Annotated in this window: 17 protein-coding genes; 8 read left to right on the plus strand and 9 right to left on the minus strand. The window is 54.0% G+C overall.

Annotated features, from left to right (window positions below):
• Position 1: 1 nt before the first annotated feature.
• Genes arnC through arnF form a run of 6 tightly spaced genes read left to right on the plus strand, consistent with a single transcriptional unit; the run spans position 2 to position 6,236 of the window.
• The gene (arnC, locus tag C2U43_RS17740) at positions 2 to 985 is read left to right on the plus strand and encodes an undecaprenyl-phosphate 4-deoxy-4-formamido-L-arabinose transferase (protein ID WP_042307134.1); all 984 of its coding nucleotides are present in this window, start codon (positions 2 to 4) and stop codon (positions 983 to 985) included.
• Positions 982 to 2,964 (plus strand): bifunctional UDP-4-amino-4-deoxy-L-arabinose formyltransferase/UDP-glucuronic acid oxidase ArnA, encoded by a 1,983-nt coding sequence (gene arnA / locus C2U43_RS17745; RefSeq protein WP_103285576.1) that lies wholly within the window; start codon positions 982 to 984, stop codon positions 2,962 to 2,964. Before arnC ends, arnA begins: the two co-directional genes overlap by 4 nt.
• On the plus strand, positions 2,961 to 3,863 hold the full coding sequence (arnD, locus tag C2U43_RS17750) for a 4-deoxy-4-formamido-L-arabinose-phosphoundecaprenol deformylase (protein ID WP_103285577.1): 903 nt from the start codon (positions 2,961 to 2,963) through the stop codon (positions 3,861 to 3,863). Before arnA ends, arnD begins: the two co-directional genes overlap by 4 nt.
• A complete protein-coding gene (arnT, locus tag C2U43_RS17755; protein WP_103285578.1) occupies positions 3,860 to 5,518 on the plus strand; it encodes a lipid IV(A) 4-amino-4-deoxy-L-arabinosyltransferase in 1,659 nt (552 codons plus the stop codon). Before arnD ends, arnT begins: the two co-directional genes overlap by 4 nt.
• Entirely contained in the window at positions 5,515 to 5,850 is a 336-nt protein-coding gene (gene arnE / locus C2U43_RS17760; protein WP_003834709.1) for a 4-amino-4-deoxy-L-arabinose-phosphoundecaprenol flippase subunit ArnE, read from the plus strand. Before arnT ends, arnE begins: the two co-directional genes overlap by 4 nt.
• Positions 5,850 to 6,236, plus strand: coding sequence for a 4-amino-4-deoxy-L-arabinose-phosphoundecaprenol flippase subunit ArnF (arnF, locus tag C2U43_RS17765; protein WP_048215866.1), 387 nt, complete (start codon positions 5,850 to 5,852; stop codon positions 6,234 to 6,236). Before arnE ends, arnF begins: the two co-directional genes overlap by 1 nt.
• 2 nt (positions 6,237 to 6,238) lie before the next feature.
• Here arnF and pmrD read toward each other — a convergent pair whose 3' ends face one another.
• From pmrD to C2U43_RS17810, 9 genes are all read right to left on the minus strand, one after another.
• Positions 6,239 to 6,502: a signal transduction protein PmrD gene (pmrD, locus tag C2U43_RS17770; protein ID WP_079934570.1), complete on the minus strand. Its 264-nt coding sequence runs from the start codon at positions 6,500 to 6,502 to the stop codon at positions 6,239 to 6,241.
• Positions 6,503 to 6,597: 95 nt separating this feature from the next.
• A complete protein-coding gene (gene menE / locus C2U43_RS17775) occupies positions 6,598 to 8,022 on the minus strand; it encodes an o-succinylbenzoate--CoA ligase (RefSeq protein ID WP_103285579.1) in 1,425 nt (474 codons plus the stop codon).
• Positions 8,019 to 8,981, minus strand: a complete 963-nt coding sequence (gene menC, locus C2U43_RS17780) for an o-succinylbenzoate synthase (protein ID WP_103285580.1) — start codon at positions 8,979 to 8,981, stop codon at positions 8,019 to 8,021. Before menC ends, menE begins: the two co-directional genes overlap by 4 nt.
• A complete protein-coding gene (menB, locus tag C2U43_RS17785; RefSeq protein WP_003027671.1) occupies positions 8,981 to 9,838 on the minus strand; it encodes a 1,4-dihydroxy-2-naphthoyl-CoA synthase in 858 nt (285 codons plus the stop codon). Before menB ends, menC begins: the two co-directional genes overlap by 1 nt.
• A 14-nt stretch (positions 9,839 to 9,852) precedes the next feature.
• A complete protein-coding gene (menH, locus tag C2U43_RS17790; protein ID WP_103285581.1) occupies positions 9,853 to 10,611 on the minus strand; it encodes a 2-succinyl-6-hydroxy-2,4-cyclohexadiene-1-carboxylate synthase in 759 nt (252 codons plus the stop codon).
• A complete protein-coding gene (gene menD / locus C2U43_RS17795) occupies positions 10,608 to 12,278 on the minus strand; it encodes a 2-succinyl-5-enolpyruvyl-6-hydroxy-3-cyclohexene-1-carboxylic-acid synthase (RefSeq protein ID WP_057066388.1) in 1,671 nt (556 codons plus the stop codon). The genes menH and menD overlap by 4 nt, the downstream gene beginning before the upstream one ends.
• Positions 12,279 to 12,365: 87 nt before the next feature.
• Positions 12,366 to 13,664, minus strand: coding sequence for an isochorismate synthase MenF (gene menF, locus C2U43_RS17800; protein WP_103285582.1), 1,299 nt, complete (start codon positions 13,662 to 13,664; stop codon positions 12,366 to 12,368).
• A gap of 104 nt (positions 13,665 to 13,768) precedes the next feature.
• A complete protein-coding gene (gene elaB / locus C2U43_RS17805) occupies positions 13,769 to 14,074 on the minus strand; it encodes a stress response protein ElaB (RefSeq protein ID WP_003027683.1) in 306 nt (101 codons plus the stop codon).
• A gap of 63 nt (positions 14,075 to 14,137) precedes the next feature.
• Positions 14,138 to 14,599, minus strand: a complete 462-nt coding sequence (locus C2U43_RS17810; protein WP_008785342.1) for a GNAT family N-acetyltransferase — start codon at positions 14,597 to 14,599, stop codon at positions 14,138 to 14,140.
• A 67-nt stretch (positions 14,600 to 14,666) separates the two neighbouring features.
• On the opposite strand from C2U43_RS17810, the gene rbn reads away from it, so the two are divergent.
• Positions 14,667 to 15,584 (plus strand): ribonuclease BN, encoded by a 918-nt coding sequence (gene rbn, locus C2U43_RS17815; protein WP_103285583.1) that lies wholly within the window; start codon positions 14,667 to 14,669, stop codon positions 15,582 to 15,584.
• Positions 15,585 to 15,648: 64 nt separating this feature from the next.
• Positions 15,649 to 16,653 (plus strand): chemotaxis protein, encoded by a 1,005-nt coding sequence (locus C2U43_RS17820; protein ID WP_032944079.1) that lies wholly within the window; start codon positions 15,649 to 15,651, stop codon positions 16,651 to 16,653.
• Positions 16,654 to 16,669 lie beyond the last annotated feature (16 nt).

Raw genomic sequence — 16,669 nt, forward strand, 5'->3', positions numbered from 1 at the left:
CATGTTTGAAGCCACACCGATTAAAAAAGTCTCGGTTGTTATTCCCGTTTTTAATGAACAGGAAAGCCTGCCAGAGTTAATCAGACGCACCAGCGCCGCCTGCGAAAAATTGGGCAAAGACTATGAAATTCTGCTAATCGACGACGGCAGCAGCGACCGTTCCGCTCAGTTGATGATGGACGCCTCTCAGGCACCGAACAGCCATATTGTCTCTATTTTACTGAATCGTAATTACGGACAGCACTCGGCGATTATGGCCGGTTTCAGCCATGTCACCGGAGACTTGATCATCACGCTGGATGCCGATTTGCAAAACCCGCCGGAGGAGATCCCTCGGTTGGTCGCCACTGCAGATGAGGGTTTCGATGTGGTAGGCACGGTACGCCAGAACCGTCAGGATAGCGTATTTCGTAAGACCGCCTCACGAATGATCAACCATCTGATCCAACGAACCACCGGTAAAGCAATGGGCGACTACGGCTGCATGCTACGCGCCTATCGCCGTCACATCGTCGATGCCATGCTGCATTGCCAGGAGCGCAGCACCTTTATCCCTATTCTGGCCAACATTTTTGCCCGTCGCGCCACGGAGATCCCGGTACATCATGCAGAGCGTGAATTTGGAGACTCCAAATACAGCTTCATGCGTCTGATCAACCTGATGTATGACCTGGTGACTTGCCTTACCACAACACCGCTTCGCATGTTGAGCCTGCTGGGCAGCGTGATCGCTGCCACGGGCTTTACCTTATCAGTCCTGCTTGTTGTTCTGCGCCTGACGCTCGGCCCACAGTGGGCAGCGGAGGGGGTATTCATGCTGTTTGCCGTCCTGTTTACCTTTATCGGCGCACAGTTTATTGGCATGGGTTTACTCGGCGAATATATCGGTCGCATCTATAACGATGTCCGCGCCCGCCCCCGCTATTTTGTTCAACACGTTATCCGCCCACAAACTACGCAGTCAACCGAGGAAAACCGCGCATGAAAGCCGTCGTATTTGCCTATCACGATATGGGATGTCAGGGTGTCCAGGCCTTGTTGGATGCAGGTTATGAAATCGCTGCCATTTTTACGCACACCGACAACCCGGGTGAAAAAGCGTTTTTTGGATCTGTTTCCCGCCTCGCTGCCAGCGCCGGTATTCCGGTTTACGCCCCAGACGAGGTTAATCATCCCCTGTGGATTGAGCGCATTAGCCAACTGGCACCCGATGTTATCTTCTCGTTCTACTATCGCCATTTACTGAGTGATGAGATCCTCAGTCTTGCCCCTAAGGGTGCATTTAATCTGCACGGCTCGCTGCTGCCGAAATACCGTGGTCGCGCGCCATTGAACTGGGTATTGGTCAATGGTGAAACCGAAACGGGCGTCACACTTCACCGCATGGTCAAACGCGCGGATGCTGGTGCCATAGTTGCCCAGCAGCGCGTTGCTATTTCACCGGATGATGTGGCGTTAACACTGCACCATAAATTGTGCCAGGCTGCGCGTCACCTGCTGGAGCAGACACTGCCGGCCATCAACGCGGGAAGTTACTCCGAATTCCCTCAACAGGATGCAGATGCTACCTGTTTTGGTCGCCGTACGCCGGAAGATAGCTTCCTCGACTGGAACAAACCTGCCGCGGAGTTACATAACCAGGTCCGTGCCGTCAGCGATCCGTGGCCGGGCGCATTTAGCTATGTTGGCACGCAAAAGTTCACCGTCTGGTCATCGCGCGTTTGCACAAACGGCATTGCGGCCCAGCCGGGTACCGTCATCTCCGTGTCTCCTTTACTGATCGCCTGTGCCGATGGCGCACTGGAGATTATTACCGGACAAGCTGGCGATGGTATTGCAATGCAGGGTTCACAACTGGCGCAAGTTCTGGGTCTGGTGCCAGGTTCTCGCCTGAACAGCCAGTCAGTGACTACCAGCAAACGCCGTACTCGCGTACTGATCCTCGGCGTTAACGGCTTCATTGGTAACCATCTGACCGAGCGCCTGCTGCAAGAAGATAATTACGAAGTGTATGGACTCGATATTGGCAGCGACGCCATTGGGCGTTTCCTGCAACATCCGCGATTCCATTTCGTCGAAGGTGATATCAGCATTCACTCCGAATGGATTGAATATCATGTGAAAAAATGCGACGTTGTGCTGCCGCTGGTAGCGATCGCAACGCCTATCGAATATACCCGCAACCCGCTGCGCGTATTTGAGCTCGATTTTGAAGAGAACCTGAAAATCATTCGTTACTGCGTGAAATACCGCAAGCGCATCATTTTCCCGTCAACCTCCGAAGTCTACGGCATGTGTACCGACAAAGTCTTTGATGAAGACAGTTCGAATCTGATCGTCGGCCCGGTCAATAAACCACGCTGGATCTACTCCGTGTCCAAGCAGTTGCTGGACCGTGTTATCTGGGCTTACGGCGAAAAAGAGGGATTGCGCTTCACCCTGTTCCGCCCGTTTAACTGGATGGGACCGCGTCTCGACAGCCTTAACGCCGCGCGTATCGGCAGCTCACGCGCCATTACACAGCTGATCCTCAACCTCGTGGAAGGTTCACCGATCAAGCTGATTGAAGGCGGTAAGCAAAAACGCTGCTTTACCGACATTCGCGATGGTATCGAAGCCCTGTACCGCATCATTGAAAACGAAGGCGGCCGCTGTGACGGTGAGATTATCAACATCGGTAATCCACAGAACGAAGCAAGTATTCAGGAACTGGCAGAAATGCTGCTTTCCTGCTTTGAAAAACATCCGTTGCGTAACCACTTCCCTCCGTTTGCCGGTTTCCGTGACGTCGAAAGCAGCAGCTACTACGGTAAAGGTTATCAAGACGTTGAGCATCGTAAGCCTAACATTCGCAATGCAAAACGCTGCCTGAACTGGGAACCGACCATTGAGATGCAGGAAACGGTAGAAGAGACGCTGGACTTCTTCTTACGCAGTGTGGATATCACGGAACACACATCATGACCAAAGTAGGCTTGCGCATTGATGTCGATACATTCAGGGGGACGCGCGAAGGCGTGCCCCGCCTGCTGGAGACATTAAACCGACATAACGTTCGGGCAAGTTTTTTCTTTAGCGTTGGGCCTGACAACATGGGACGCCATCTCTGGCGTCTTGTGAAGCCGCAATTTCTGTGGAAAATGCTGCGTTCAAACGCAGCATCGCTCTACGGATGGGATATTTTATTGGCGGGAACCGCATGGCCGGGAAAAGAGATCGGCCAGGCCAACGCGGCAATCATTGCACAAACCGCCCAGATTCATGAAACCGGTTTGCATGCCTGGGATCATCACGCCTGGCAGGCGCGAAGCGGAAACTGGAATGACAAACAGCTGATTGATGATATTTCGCAAGGTATCATCGCACTTGAAGCCATCATCGGTCAGCCAGTCACCTGCTCTGCCGTTGCCGGATGGCGTGCCGACAACCGTGTCGTCCATGCCAAAGAAGCATTCCATCTGCGCTATAACAGTGACTGTCGGGGAACGTCGTTATTTCGTCCGGTGCTGGAATCCGGGAAAACGGGGACGCCACAAATTCCCGTCACCCTACCAACATGGGATGAAGTGGTTGGTCAGGAGGTCCAGGCGGTGGACTTCAACTCCTATATTCTCTCCCACATCCAGATGAGCAGAGGAACACCGGTGTACACCATTCATGCGGAAGTTGAAGGTATCGCCTTTCATCAGAATTTTGACGAGTTGCTCATTCGTGCTGCCGATATGGGGATGACATTCTGCCCGCTTGGCGAGCTGTTACCTGACGACATCAGTACGCTGCCGTTAGGACAGATAGTACGTGGAAAAATACCCGGCAGAGAGGGATGGCTCGGCTGCCAACAACCGGTGAGTGTGACACCATGAAACCTGCTGCCCGCTACACTCTGGCATTTATCGCTTTAATCGCACTGTATTTTATTTTACCTATCAACAGCCGTATGCTCTGGCAGCCTGATGAAACGCGCTATGCTGAAATCAGCCGGGAAATGCTCAACTCTGGTGACTGGATCGTTCCACACTTTTTAGGGCTGCGTTATTTTGAAAAACCAATTGCCGGATACTGGTTGAACAGCATTGGGCAATGGCTGTTTGGCGCAAACAATTTTGGCGTCAGAGCGGGTGCTATTTTTACCACTTTGTTGACCGCATTACTGGTAGCCTGGCTTGCCATGCGACTGTGGCAGGATAAGCGTACCGCCGTACTCTCCTCCGCTATCTTTTTAACGTTTTTTTCGGTTTACAGCATCGGCACCTACGCGGTACTTGATCCCATCATAGCGCTTTGGCTGATGGCGGGCATGTGCTGTTTTTGGGAAGGCATGCAGGCCACCACCAGAACACGCAAAATCATCGCTTTTTTGCTGCTTGGGCTGACCTGCGGTATGGGTGTAATGACCAAAGGTTTTCTGGCACTCGCCGTCCCTGTGCTTAGCGTATTACCCTGGGTTTTTGCACAAAAGCGTTGGAAAGACCTCATTCTCTACGGTCTGCTGGCGGTGATCGGCTGCATCGCGATCGTACTACCGTGGGGTATAGCGATTGCACAACGCGAACCGGATTTCTGGCATTACTTCTTCTGGGTTGAACATATTCAGCGCTTTGCGCAGGATGATGCCCAGCATAAGGCTCCTATCTGGTACTACATCCCGATATTTGTGGCAGGCACATTACCGTGGCTCGGTCTGCTTCCCGGCGCGCTGCGTACGGGCTGGCGTGAGCGGGATGTTCCGCGCAGTGCTCTGTACCTGTTAAGCTGGATTATTATGCCAATCCTGTTTTTCAGCATCGCGAAAGGAAAACTGCCGACCTATATTCTTTCCTGCTTCGCGCCGCTGGCGATATTAACGGCGCGCTTCGGCCTGCAGGCTGCGGAAAAAGACTCAGCATCCCTGCGCATCAATGGCTGGATCAACGTGCTATTTGGTGTCGTCGGCATCGTCGCTACGTTTATTGTTTCCACGCTGGGACCATTGAAGACGCCGGTCTGGTCGCATATCGAAACGTATAAGGTTTTTTGTGCCTGGGGCATCTTTATCATCTGGACGCTTTTTGGCTGGTATACGCTAAATAACCGCGAGAAGAACTGGAAATTCGCAGCACTATGCCCATTAGGGCTGGCGCTGTTATTTGGCTTCTCCATTCCTGACCGGGTGATGGAATCTAAACAGCCGCAGTTTTTTGTCGAGATGACCAAAGAATCGCTGGAGCCGAGCCGTTATATTCTCACCGACAGCGTTGGCGTCGCTGCGGGACTGGCCTGGAGCCTGAAGCGCGACGACATCATGATGTACGGACAAACGGGCGAGTTAAAATACGGTCTCAACTACCCGGATGCTCAAGGCCGCTTTGTCAGTCGGGAGAATTTTGCCGACTGGTTAGCACAACATCGTCAACAAGGAAACATTACGCTCGTGCTCTCTGTCGGTAAGGATGAAGATATTAATCAGCTTGCCATCCCTCCCGCTGACTACATTGATAATCAGGGGCGTCTGGTCCTGATTCAGTATCGGCCCAAATGATCTGGATAGCCTTAGTCCTCGCCAGCTTGCTCAGCGTCTGCGGCCAGCTATGCCAGAAGCAGGCAACCCGACCGGTGTCTGTTCGTGCGCGAAAACGCTACATTACGCAATGGATTGGGCTTGCTCTGGCAAGCCTCGGTCTGGCCATGCTGCTATGGCTGGCGGTTTTACAAAATATTCCTGTCGGTATTGCCTATCCCATGCTGAGTCTTAACTTTGTATGGGTAACTCTCGCGGCCTGGAAAATCTGGCGCGAACCCGTCACAACCCGCCACTGGCTGGGCGTTGGGCTGATCATTACCGGCATATTTATTCTTGGGAGTGCAGTGTAATGGGCGTATTTTGGGGATTATGTAGCGTGATGATCACCTCCATCGCCCAGTTGAGCCTCGGCTTTGCGATGGATAATCTGCCGCCAATGCTGCAGCCGCTGGCGTTCATCTCCGCCGTATTCTCTGTCAGTATCGGAGCGTTTGCTTTATATGCCGGGCTGGCAGGGTATTTGCTGTCGGTTATTTGCTGGCATAAAGCCCTACACCAACTCGCGCTGAGCAAAGCCTATGCCCTGCTCAGCCTGAGCTATGTGCTGGTGTGGGTTGCTTCAATGATCCTGCCCGGCTGGCAGGGAACATTTTCAGTGAAAGCGCTGGCAGGGGTACTGTGCATCATGGCAGGGCTAATGACGATTTTTCTGCCTTCACGCAAACACCAGCCCTGAGATTACTTATCTTCAGACAGTCGTAACAGACGTTCCCATTCATCACAGATGTACTGTCTGGCATCAATTACCTTAATGACACGGGATTTATCGCGGTTAATACAATACTGAGCATCCTTCAGCGGCGAAAGAAGATCGCCGGGCTTAATCCGCTCAGATGATTGCGCCTGGGCAAGCATCTTGAGCGAACCACCGCTATCGCAAAGTACGATATAGAGCCTCCCTGCTTTTTTGTGACAGCAGGTCTTCTTCACATGCCATTCCATAGCGCACCTATTGTTAATAAATTTCACAATAGGTTACACATTAGCTCATAAACAAAAGGACAATAGCTGCGAAATGACAGAAATGAGAAATGTAATTAATGTTTTCTTAATGCTAACGATGAAGCGCTTACCCAATCCGACAACGCACGACGCGAGATTTTAATCCCTCCGGCTTTGAGTTCGGGCGGCAATGTCAGCCAACATACCGGTTGTTGAAAGCGGGCCAGCTTATCGTTTACCCACTCAGCCAGATTAGTTTCTCCAGCATTAGCGTCATACTCAATGACCGCCACCGGGCGATGGCCAAACTCTTTGTCTTCTATTGGCACAATAAAGGCTTGTAGAACATGCGGATGCGCTGCAATCACGCGTTCCACTTCTTCCGGCTGTATACCTTCCCCGCCGCTAAAAAACAGATTATCCATACGACCGACAATCGTTAACTTGCCGTCCTTTAGCACGCCGCGATCGCGGGTTGCAAACCAGCCTTCCGCGTTCACTAAAGGAATAAGCTGTCCGTTACGCCAGTAACCTTGCGCCATGCTGGCGGCTCGCAGCCAGACTTCATCATCAACGATTCTGACTTCTCTGCCCACCAGGGGGGAACCCACATCTGCCAAACCATCTGCTTCTTTCGCACAGACCGTAGAAGCAAACTCCGTTAATCCGTAACCGCACCAGCAACGAATCCCTTGCTCGCACGCTTGCTCCGTCAATTCAACAGGAATTGCCGCACCTCCCAGCAGTACCGCTTTGAGCGTGACCGGCGTGTTGTTGACCAGCAAGCGCCACAGCTGCGTGGGCACCAGTGAAGCGTGGGTACATCCAGCCAGCATTTGCTCCAGCGGCTGCTTGTCGCGCACGGTCATTCGCGCTCCGGCGAACAACCAGCGCCACAAAATACCCTGGCCGGAAACATGAAACAGCGGCAGCGAGAGCAGCCAGTCATCCTCAGCACCAAACGGCATTAATGACAGGACGCCCTGCGCGCTTGCCAGATGCGCCTGACAGGTATGAACAGCCGCTTTTGGCAATCCGGTAGAACCTGAAGTTAGCGTCATCGTGCTCAAACGTTCAGGCAACCACGCCGCGGCGCGATCGCCTGGTAACGACCGCATCTGCAACGGGCTGAGTTCCGGAAGTGCGATAGCGGCCTCCAGATCCAGCGCAAAACGTAGCGTTAAGTCCGGGATCAGCGCATCAAGCAGCGGCTGAGGCAACTGTGGGTTCACAGGTAAAACCCGCGCCCCACATTGCAGCAGCGCGAGCCAGGCCAGCAAAGCGCGAGGATGATTCCAGGCGCGAAGCAGAACACCATCGCCCTCTTCCACGCCCTGAGCGGCAAAACCGCAGGCCAGATGATCTACACGTGTGCAAAGATCGCTCCAGCTTAATACCTCATCGTTGAGGCGTAAGGCTAGCGCCTTCGCACGAACCTGTTGCCAGTGACGCCAAGGCCAGTCACTGAACTGCACCAGGCCCGATAAGCTCACGCTATCGGGCATTTCCTGCTGGGTCATAGCAGACGTTCCAGCGCATCAACGTCGATACACGGCAACGTGCTACCCGGCCAGGTGCGTACCTGCTGGCACTGCATCAGACTCAGGGTATCCAGACCCGGAATGGTCTGCGGCGTTAACCAGGCGGCAATTCTCGCCAGCTGGATTAAGCCCAGACTCGACTCTATTGACGAACTGATAACGGCAGTCAGACCAAGCGCATGCGCCGCAGCCACCTGTTCACGGACTTTATCGAGACTGCCGGTCAGCGTAGGTTTGATAACCACGGCCCTGACGCCTTCTTCGGCTTCGAAGGTGAAATCCGCTTCACGCAAACTTTCATCCCAGGCGATGGCAATGCCGGTTTCACGCGCGAAGGCACGAGAATCATCGCGGGTTTTGCACGGCTCTTCGAGGAAGGCAATGCGTCCACGATATTCCGGATTAACGTATTTCGCGAACTGCTGTGCTTTCAACGGCGTCCAGGCCCGGTTGGCGTCAAGTCGCAAATGCAGCTCCGGGATCGCCTCAAGCAGCAGATTGGCTACCATGCCGTCGCGGACCGCTTCATACAGACCGACCTTGATCTTCGCCACTTTTTCGCCCGGCATATCCGCCAGTTGTAGCACCAGATCGTCAGGATCGCCGGTACACAGCGGCGCAGCACGATAGTCCGCGTCCTGTGGCAATACGCCAGCCAGTTCGGCCAGCGCACAGCTTACGCCAAAGGCGACCGAAGGCAGTTGCGGTAAGGAGTCATCCCCTTGCAACCAGCCTTTCACCCAGGCCAGCAGCTCGGTTTGCGCCTCTTCCCAGCTTTCCTGACTGAAGCCCGGCAGTGGGGAAATTTCTCCCCACCCTTCGCGCTCGCCGTCACAAAGACAAACGTACAGCCCGTCACGCGTTTTTAACCGCCTGTCGCGCAGAATCACCCCCGCGTCCATGGGGATCTGCCAGCGGTATACCTGCGCGCTACGCATTACGGATTCCGTTTGAATTTGCTGAAATCAGGCTGACGTTTTTGGTTAAAGGCGTTACGGCCTTCCTGACCTTCTTCCGTCATGTAGAACAGCATAGTGGCGTTACCTGCCAGCTCCTGCAGACCAGCCTGACCATCACAGTCGGCGTTCAGTGCGGCTTTCAGGCAGCGCAGCGCCATTGGGCTGTTTTGCAGCATTTCACGGCACCAGCGTACGGTCTCTTTTTCCAGATCCGCCAGCGGAACCACGGTGTTGACCAGACCCATATCCAGCGCCTGTTTCGCATCGTACTGACGGCACAGGAACCAGATTTCACGCGCTTTTTTCTGACCGACGATGCGCGCCATGTAGGAAGCGCCCCAACCGCCGTCGAAAGAACCGACTTTCGGGCCGGTCTGACCAAAGATGGCGTTTTCAGCTGCAATGGTCAGGTCACACATCATGTGCAGCACATGGCCACCGCCAATGGAGAAACCTGCAACCATCGCTACTACCGGTTTCGGACAGGTACGAATCTGGCGCTGGAAGTCCAGTACGTTCAGGTGATGCACACCGGAGTCATCCTGGTATCCGCCGTAGTCACCACGCACTTTCTGATCGCCGCCTGCGCAGAACGCTTTGTCGCCAGCACCGGTCAGAATAATTACGCCGATGTTGTCATCATAGCGGGCATCCGCCAGCGCCTGGATCATCTCTTTCACGGTGACCGGACGGAAGGCATTGCGTACCTGTGGACGATTAATAGTGATTTTTGCGATACCGTCGGTGGATTTCTCGTAAAGAATGTCGGTATAGCCTTCAGAGCAATCGTGCCATTCTACCGGTGCGTAAAGCATTGTTTCATCAGGATAGATCATAAAATGTCCTATAGTCAGCGACGCAGAATCTGAGCCAGACAGTCCACTACGCCCGCGGGGTTGTCCCGATGCGCGTTGTGTCCGGCATTACGAATCACATGGTTTGGTACTGATATTTCCGCCGCCAGAGCGCGGAATTTTTCGTCACGTTCACCACATAAATAATAAAACGGAAATGTGCGCGTCGTGATTTGCGCACGTAAATCAGGCTGTACGGCAAGCGAGGTGGCCTCCAGCATTGCCGCCAGCGTTTGCCCATTATTCTGGCTACGCAGAGCGACCAGCGCCTCTCTTTGTGCCGCGTTCAGCGAGGAAAAAACGGGCTGTTGATACCAGTCATTAAACACCTCACGTAGCGGCTCTGCGCGAAAACGTGCAGCCCAGCGGCCATCCGAGAGACGACGCTGAACGCGCGCCTCCTCGCTTTGCAAGCCGGGATGTCCGCCTTCAACCACCAGACCACAAAGCCCTGGCATCTCCTGACTGGCCGCCATCATCGCGACTCTGCCGCCAAGAGAGTATCCCACCAGCCAGTAGTTAAGTATGTTGTAACTAAGTAGAGTATTACGCAGCAAAACGCTGACATCATCGAACCCGCTCACGCTGATGTCAGCGGAGCCACCGTGTCCCGGCAGGTCGATGTATAGCCGCGAATAATCCTGAAACGCTTCGCCGACCGTCTGCCATTCCCGGCAATCGCCAGAGAAACCGTGCAGGAAAACCAGCCAGGGAAATCCCGTTTGGCCCTCTTTCGCCTGCGCATGCAGGATCATAGGTGACTTACCTGCGCCAGCAGTTGCTGCAAGGTTTGCGCCCCGTCAGTTTCGTTCACCACCAGCTCAATCACCGTGGCCGCAGGTGTACGCCACGCGTTAGTCAACGCGCTCTCCAGCTGCTCCCAGTTTTCCGGGCGCTGGTATTTAAGGTTAAACATGGCGGCAGCATGCTCGAAATGTACGTTCTGCGGCATCAGATAGAACCGTTCGCGTTCGCTGGCTGGTGTCGGCAGCAGGGAAAAAATCTGCCCGCCGTTATTGTTGACCACTATCAGGACAAACGGTGCAGAAACCTGGCGCAATAACGCCAGCGCATTCAGGTCATACAATGCAGATAAATCGCCAACAATCGCCAGCGTCGATTTCGCGCTGGCACGCTGTACACCAGCTGCCGTTGACAGCAGGCCGTCAATACCGCTCGCGCCACGGTTGCTATAGACCGGGTAACCAGCCGGAAGCTGCGACAGCGCATCAATCAGGCGTACCACCAGACTGTTACCCACGAACAGCTGCCCCTGCTCCGGCAAGTAGTCGCGGATACGGTGGGCTAATTGCGCTTCACCAAACGCCTCACGACGGGCTTCTACCGCCTGCCAGGCCTGTTGCGCCAGACGAGGGATCTCCATACACCAGGGCTGACGTTTCTCCGCCGGATGTAGCTCCAGCCAGTCGCCAACTTTCGCCACCAACCTGCGGCCGCGATGATGGGCCGGATCGAGGCGGCCTTCGATATTATCGACAATCCAGTATTCCTGCGGATCGCAGCTGGCCTGCCATTGCAGCAGACGTTTTCCGGTCAGGCTGCTACCAAGCTGCACCACAATCTGCGCCTGCTGCAATTCAGCTACAGCTTTCGCATTTCCCAGCCACAGGTCGGCGCACGGCAGCGGTTGTCCGGTTTGCGACAGAACATCGCCAATCAGCGGCCAGCCTAACGTCTGCGCCCACTGCGCAACCTTTTGACCTTCTTCCGCGCTCATGCGGCCCGCAATGACTACGCCGCGTTTTTGTCGCCAGAAAAACCAGTCGCGTTGTTTGTCGCTTTCCAGCCGACGCGCTTCTCGCAGCCAGGGCTTATCGTCCTGCCACCAGTCGCCGAGGCGCTGCTGCCAGGCAATCCCCGTTTCGTCCATATCGCCATACAGCGGTTCCGCAAACGGGCAATTGATATGAACCGCCCCGCTATGCAGGGCAGCTAACGCATTATCAATAGTGGACACCAGCCAGCTTGCCGGAATGTCCTGAGTCGGACGCGGTAAAGAGAGCGTTTGCGATGGATGCGAGGCAAACATTCCGGCCTGACGAATCGCCTGGTTCGCGCCACAGTCGATAAGCTCTGGCGGTCTGTCAGCGGTAAGTAAAATCAGTTTTTCACCGGTCAGGCCCGCCTCAATCAACGCGGGATATAAATTCGCCACCGCGGTACCGGACGTCACAATCACGGCGACAGGCTGACGGCTGACTTTTGCCAGACCTAAAGCCAGATGCCCAAGACCGCGCTCGTCAAAATGGGTGTGGTGGATGAATGCGGGGTTTTCCGCTGCCGCCAGCGTCAACGGTGTAGAACGAGAGCCAGGGGCAATGCAGACATGCCTGACGCCGTGGCGAGTGAGTGCTTCCAGAATGACCGCCGCCCAGCGTCGGTTAAATGCGCTTACTGACATGAGATTGTCCGGTATCAATATTGCGACACAGTATAGAGAATCGAATAAATGGATTTTTGATATGAATCGGAAATATACACGAAATCACTATCCTTCCATCTGTAATAAAGTACGTAACCCTGCCGCTTTATTGTCTATTTCTTGCCATTCCTGCTCAGGATCTGAGCCACGTACAATCCCTGCCCCGGCATACAGGCGTACCACGTTTGCGCTAATTTTCGCCGAACGCAATGACACGCAAAACTCGCTTTGGCGCAAAGAAAGATAACCCGCTGAACCGGCATACCACTCGCGTTCAAAGGGTTCATTTTGCTGGATGAATTCACGCGCCAGCTCACGCGGAATACCGGCGACTGCCGCCGTGGGCTGAAGCTGCATCAGGCAAAGCGTATCGTCGGCCTGATTCAGTTCCGTCCAGATGCAACGGCGCAGGTGCTGCACTTTACGCAGCCTGAGCACCTGCGGTGGCAGCACATCGAGAGTTTGCGTACAGCCTTGCAGGCGCTGGCAAATATCTTCGACCACCAGCATATTCTCGCGCTGGTTTTTATCATCTTTCATTAGCCAGTCGCCCAATTGCCAGGCCCGATGATCCTCAGGGTGATTTGCCACGGTTCCGGCCAGCGCCTCGGTGCGCAGCGCCGTATCACGTCGTCGATACAGACGTTCAGGAGAAGAGCCAAGAAAAGCGGTGTCGGCGGAGAATGCCATAAAGAAATGGTAGCAGTTCAGATTTAAGCGACGGCTGGAAGCCATCACGGCAGCGGCATTAACCGACTGAGAAAACTGTAAATCGGTCGCCCGCGCCAGCACGACCTTGTCGAGGTCTTCTCCTGCGATCGTTTGAGTGGCGAGTTTTATCAGGTCTATCCAGCCACCTTTCTCCGGCCAGTGCTGTTCTCCCGTCAAATTCAAACGCAATGCAGGGAGCGGTTTTACGGGAGCAAGCGATGAGATGAAGGCGATCGCTTGTGCAGCGTCTTCACGTAGCGACACGTCGCTATAGAGGTGTAAGCGTAAGCTCGCCACTCCGGCGCAACGTCGCCACTCCAGCCGCGGCAGCAGTAAATTGCCACGCTGAGGCTCAAAGGCATTCAGGCCCCAGATGCGCAGGTCGGGATGATTATCATGCTGATGTAAAAATTGCTGGGCTGATTCCAGCGAGGAAAATGCGGCCACGGCCCCTAATACGGCGGCTTCTTCATCGCCGTTACGCTGCTGCCAGTAAAACTGGGGCCAGACGGGTTGACTGGCCAGCCATCCTAAAGCGTCAAACGCATCATTCAGTGGGAAAGGTATATCGTAAATACGAATTCCAGGTGCTGCTGGCATCTCTTGCGATAAATGACGCATCAGACTTTCCAGCGCAGTAGTGATTGAATGCACGCGGACCTCTCCCTGTTAAAAACCTCTCATTATACGGGGTACTGAGCAGAAAAAGCAGTACCCCCAGTTAGGGAGTACGTACAAATGCGATGACAGAACGGAATTTATCGCCGCGCTAACAATAATCCCATCACTAAACCGACCGTGGCGCCAACGCCGATTCCGCGCCAGGGTTTTTCGTGCACATAGTCATCCGCCCGACAAACGGCTTTTTTCGCACGGTAATAGTAGCTGTCAGAAGCATGGCTGACGCGATTTCTCACCTCTTCTAACGCCCGCTCTGCCCGCGCTTTTAACTCAAGGTATTTTTGATCTGCTGGGTCGCCAGAAGAACGCAGCACCTCTTCCAGCGTTTCACTTAATAATTCCAGATCATCATCGATACGTGATTCATAAGAATGAAAAGACATTATATTCTCCCTTTCTATTGACGTACCCGCTAACTATAGACAACCTGGACTGATTGCGCCTGTTTACGCCTGATGTGCTTCCCGCGCCATTCCGACGTGTGGAATACCATCTTCGTCATAGATATCCGTCACCGGAACAAAGCCAAAGCGTGCATAGAATGATTGCAGATGCGCCTGCGCGCCCAGATACAACGCCTTGTGTGGCCAGTGTTGCGCGCAGGATGCCAGCGTCTGGGCCATTAGCTGTTGCCCCAGTTTTTCACCACGCAGCGCTTCGCTTACAATCACCCGACCAATCACTACCGGCTCCAGCTCGTCATCGCTTTTCAGAATCCTCGCATACGCCACCAGCTCATCGTTATGCCAGCCCAGAATATGCCGATTCTCTCCAGCCAGGTCATCGCCATCCACATCCTGGTACGGACACTGTTGCTCAACTACAAACACCGCGCATCGTAGCTGAAGTAGTGCGTACAGTTGTTGGGTACTCAGCTTTGCATGGTGGAGATCTTGCCAGTGAATCATTGTCTGCCCCTATGTTGTGATAACCTGAACACCCTGCCTTATTGATGGCGAAAAGTGTAACGCAAAGATGGAATTACTATTTTTAGGCACGTCTGCGGGAGTCCCCACGCGCTCACGCAATGTAACGGCAATTTTACTGAATCTGCAACACCCGACTCAGGCGGGGCTGTGGCTTTTTGATTGCGGCGAAGGGACGCAGCATCAGATGCTCACCACGCCTTTCAATCCAGGAAAACTCGATCGTATTTTTATCAGCCATCTGCACGGCGATCACCTGTTTGGTTTACCGGGGCTACTGTGCAGTCGCTCAATGGCCGGCAATGTCCAGCCTCTGACGCTCTACGGGCCAAAAGGGTTGCGAGAGTTTACCGAAACCGCATTGCGTCTGAGCGGCTCCTGGACCGATTATCCGCTGGATATTGTAGAAATCACCGCGGGTGAGATTGTGGATGACGGCCTGCGAAAAGTAACGGCTTACCCGCTGGCGCATCCGCTGGAATGCTACGGTTTTCGCATTCAAGAGCACGACAAACCCGGTGCGCTTGACGCCAATGCCCTGAAGGCGGCAGACGTTAAAGCGGGCCCGTGGTTTCAGGATTTGAAAGCCGGAAAAACCATCGTGCTGGAGGATGGTCGAGCGATTAACGGTGCCGATTTTCTTTCCCCACCCACCAAGGGAAAATCAGTCGCTATTTTCGGTGACACAGGACCCTGCGCGTCCGCCATTGAACTGGCTCGAGGTGTAGATGTCATGGTACACGAAACCACGCTGGACGCTTCAATGGAGGAAAAAGCAAACAGTCGTGGGCACAGCTCAACCCGACAAGCCGCACAGCTGGCGCTGGATGCCGGAGTGGGACGTCTGATAATGACCCACGTTAGCTCACGCTACGATGAAAAAGGCTGCCAGCGCTTACTCGCAGAGTGCAAAACAATATTTCCAGACACGGTACTGGCTCACGATTTCGCCATTTTCAGCCTTTAACGCTCTATTTTTCCGCCTCAGTGCCGATAACAGTGGAAAGGCTGGCTTTCACACTGAGGACAGGATGAACAATTTCCAGAAAGATATTGATGACAGGACAAACCTAACCCTGTCTAACCGTTTTGAACTGCTGCTGTTTCGCCTCGGCAAATCTGTTGAGGAGCAGAAATCAGAGCTGTTTGGCATCAACGTATTCAAACTGCGTGAAATCGTGCCGATGCCGACCTTTACGCGTCCGGCGGGTATGAAGGCCCCGTTACTGGGTATGGTTAATATTCGCGATCAGGTGATCCCGGTGATTGACCTGCCCGCCGTCGCGGGCTGTAAGCCAGAGACCGGACTCAACATCCTGTTGATCACCGAATATGCCCGCAGCGTCCAGGCGTTTGCTGTGGAGTCAGTGGAAAACATTATGCGCCTGGACTGGCAACAGGTGCATACCGCCGAGAAAGCCGTTAATGGTCGCTATATCACCAGTATCGCTTGCCTGGACGACAACAAAGAGACCAACAACCTGGCGCTGGTGCTCGACGTTGAGCAGATCCTGTACGACATCGTACCGGCAAACCACGACCTGCGCGCAACCGATCTGAAAACCAATAAATTCAACATCACGCCGGGTGCGGTGGCGATTGTGGCTGATGATTCCAAAGTGGCCCGCGCCATGCTGGAAAAAGGTCTTAACGCCATGGAGATCCCGCATCTGATGCATGTAACAGGTCAGGATGCGTGGGAAAAAATACAGCAGCTTTCCGCAGAAGCGCTGGCGGAGGGCAAGCCTGTCAGTGAGAAGATCGCTCTGGTTCTCACCGATCTCGAAATGCCAGAGATGGACGGTTTTACGCTTACCCGTAAGATAAAAACCGACGAACGTCTGAAGAAAATCCCGGTCGTTATCCACTCTTCGCTTTCCGGTAGCGCGAACGAAGATCACGTTCGCCGAGTAAAAGCGGATGGCTACGTGGCCAAATTCGAAGTCAATGAGCTTTCTTCAGTGATCCAGGAAGTGATGGATCGCACAGCGAAAGGCATCAGCGGTCCGCTGGTGAGCCGTCAGCTATTAAACTGACCGTATTTCACGCATA

This window comes from Citrobacter freundii complex sp. CFNIH9 (assembly GCF_002903305.1).
GTDB lineage: Bacteria > Pseudomonadota > Gammaproteobacteria > Enterobacterales > Enterobacteriaceae > Citrobacter > Citrobacter portucalensis.

What these genes read in the sequence shown, in the direction of transcription:
- arnC (WP_042307134.1), top strand. Translation starts at nt 2, where the DNA reads ATGTTTGAAGCCACACCGATTAAAAAAGTCTCGGTTGTTATTCCCGTT.
- arnA (WP_103285576.1), top strand. Translation starts at nt 982, where the DNA reads ATGAAAGCCGTCGTATTTGCCTATCACGATATGGGATGTCAGGGTGTC.
- arnD (WP_103285577.1), top strand. Translation starts at nt 2,961, where the DNA reads ATGACCAAAGTAGGCTTGCGCATTGATGTCGATACATTCAGGGGGACG.
- arnT (WP_103285578.1), top strand. Translation starts at nt 3,860, where the DNA reads ATGAAACCTGCTGCCCGCTACACTCTGGCATTTATCGCTTTAATCGCA.
- arnE (WP_003834709.1), top strand. Translation starts at nt 5,515, where the DNA reads ATGATCTGGATAGCCTTAGTCCTCGCCAGCTTGCTCAGCGTCTGCGGC.
- arnF (WP_048215866.1), top strand. Translation starts at nt 5,850, where the DNA reads ATGGGCGTATTTTGGGGATTATGTAGCGTGATGATCACCTCCATCGCC.
- pmrD (WP_079934570.1), bottom strand. Translation starts at nt 6,502, where the DNA reads ATGGAATGGCATGTGAAGAAGACCTGCTGTCACAAAAAAGCAGGGAGG.
- menE (WP_103285579.1), bottom strand. Translation starts at nt 8,022, where the DNA reads ATGACCCAGCAGGAAATGCCCGATAGCGTGAGCTTATCGGGCCTGGTG.
- menC (WP_103285580.1), bottom strand. Translation starts at nt 8,981, where the DNA reads ATGCGTAGCGCGCAGGTATACCGCTGGCAGATCCCCATGGACGCGGGG.
- menB (WP_003027671.1), bottom strand. Translation starts at nt 9,838, where the DNA reads ATGATCTATCCTGATGAAACAATGCTTTACGCACCGGTAGAATGGCAC.
- menH (WP_103285581.1), bottom strand. Translation starts at nt 10,611, where the DNA reads ATGATCCTGCATGCGCAGGCGAAAGAGGGCCAAACGGGATTTCCCTGG.
- menD (WP_057066388.1), bottom strand. Translation starts at nt 12,278, where the DNA reads ATGTCAGTAAGCGCATTTAACCGACGCTGGGCGGCGGTCATTCTGGAA.
- elaB (WP_003027683.1), bottom strand. Translation starts at nt 14,074, where the DNA reads ATGTCTTTTCATTCTTATGAATCACGTATCGATGATGATCTGGAATTA.
- C2U43_RS17810 (WP_008785342.1), bottom strand. Translation starts at nt 14,599, where the DNA reads ATGATTCACTGGCAAGATCTCCACCATGCAAAGCTGAGTACCCAACAA.
- rbn (WP_103285583.1), top strand. Translation starts at nt 14,667, where the DNA reads ATGGAATTACTATTTTTAGGCACGTCTGCGGGAGTCCCCACGCGCTCA.
- C2U43_RS17820 (WP_032944079.1), top strand. Translation starts at nt 15,649, where the DNA reads ATGAACAATTTCCAGAAAGATATTGATGACAGGACAAACCTAACCCTG.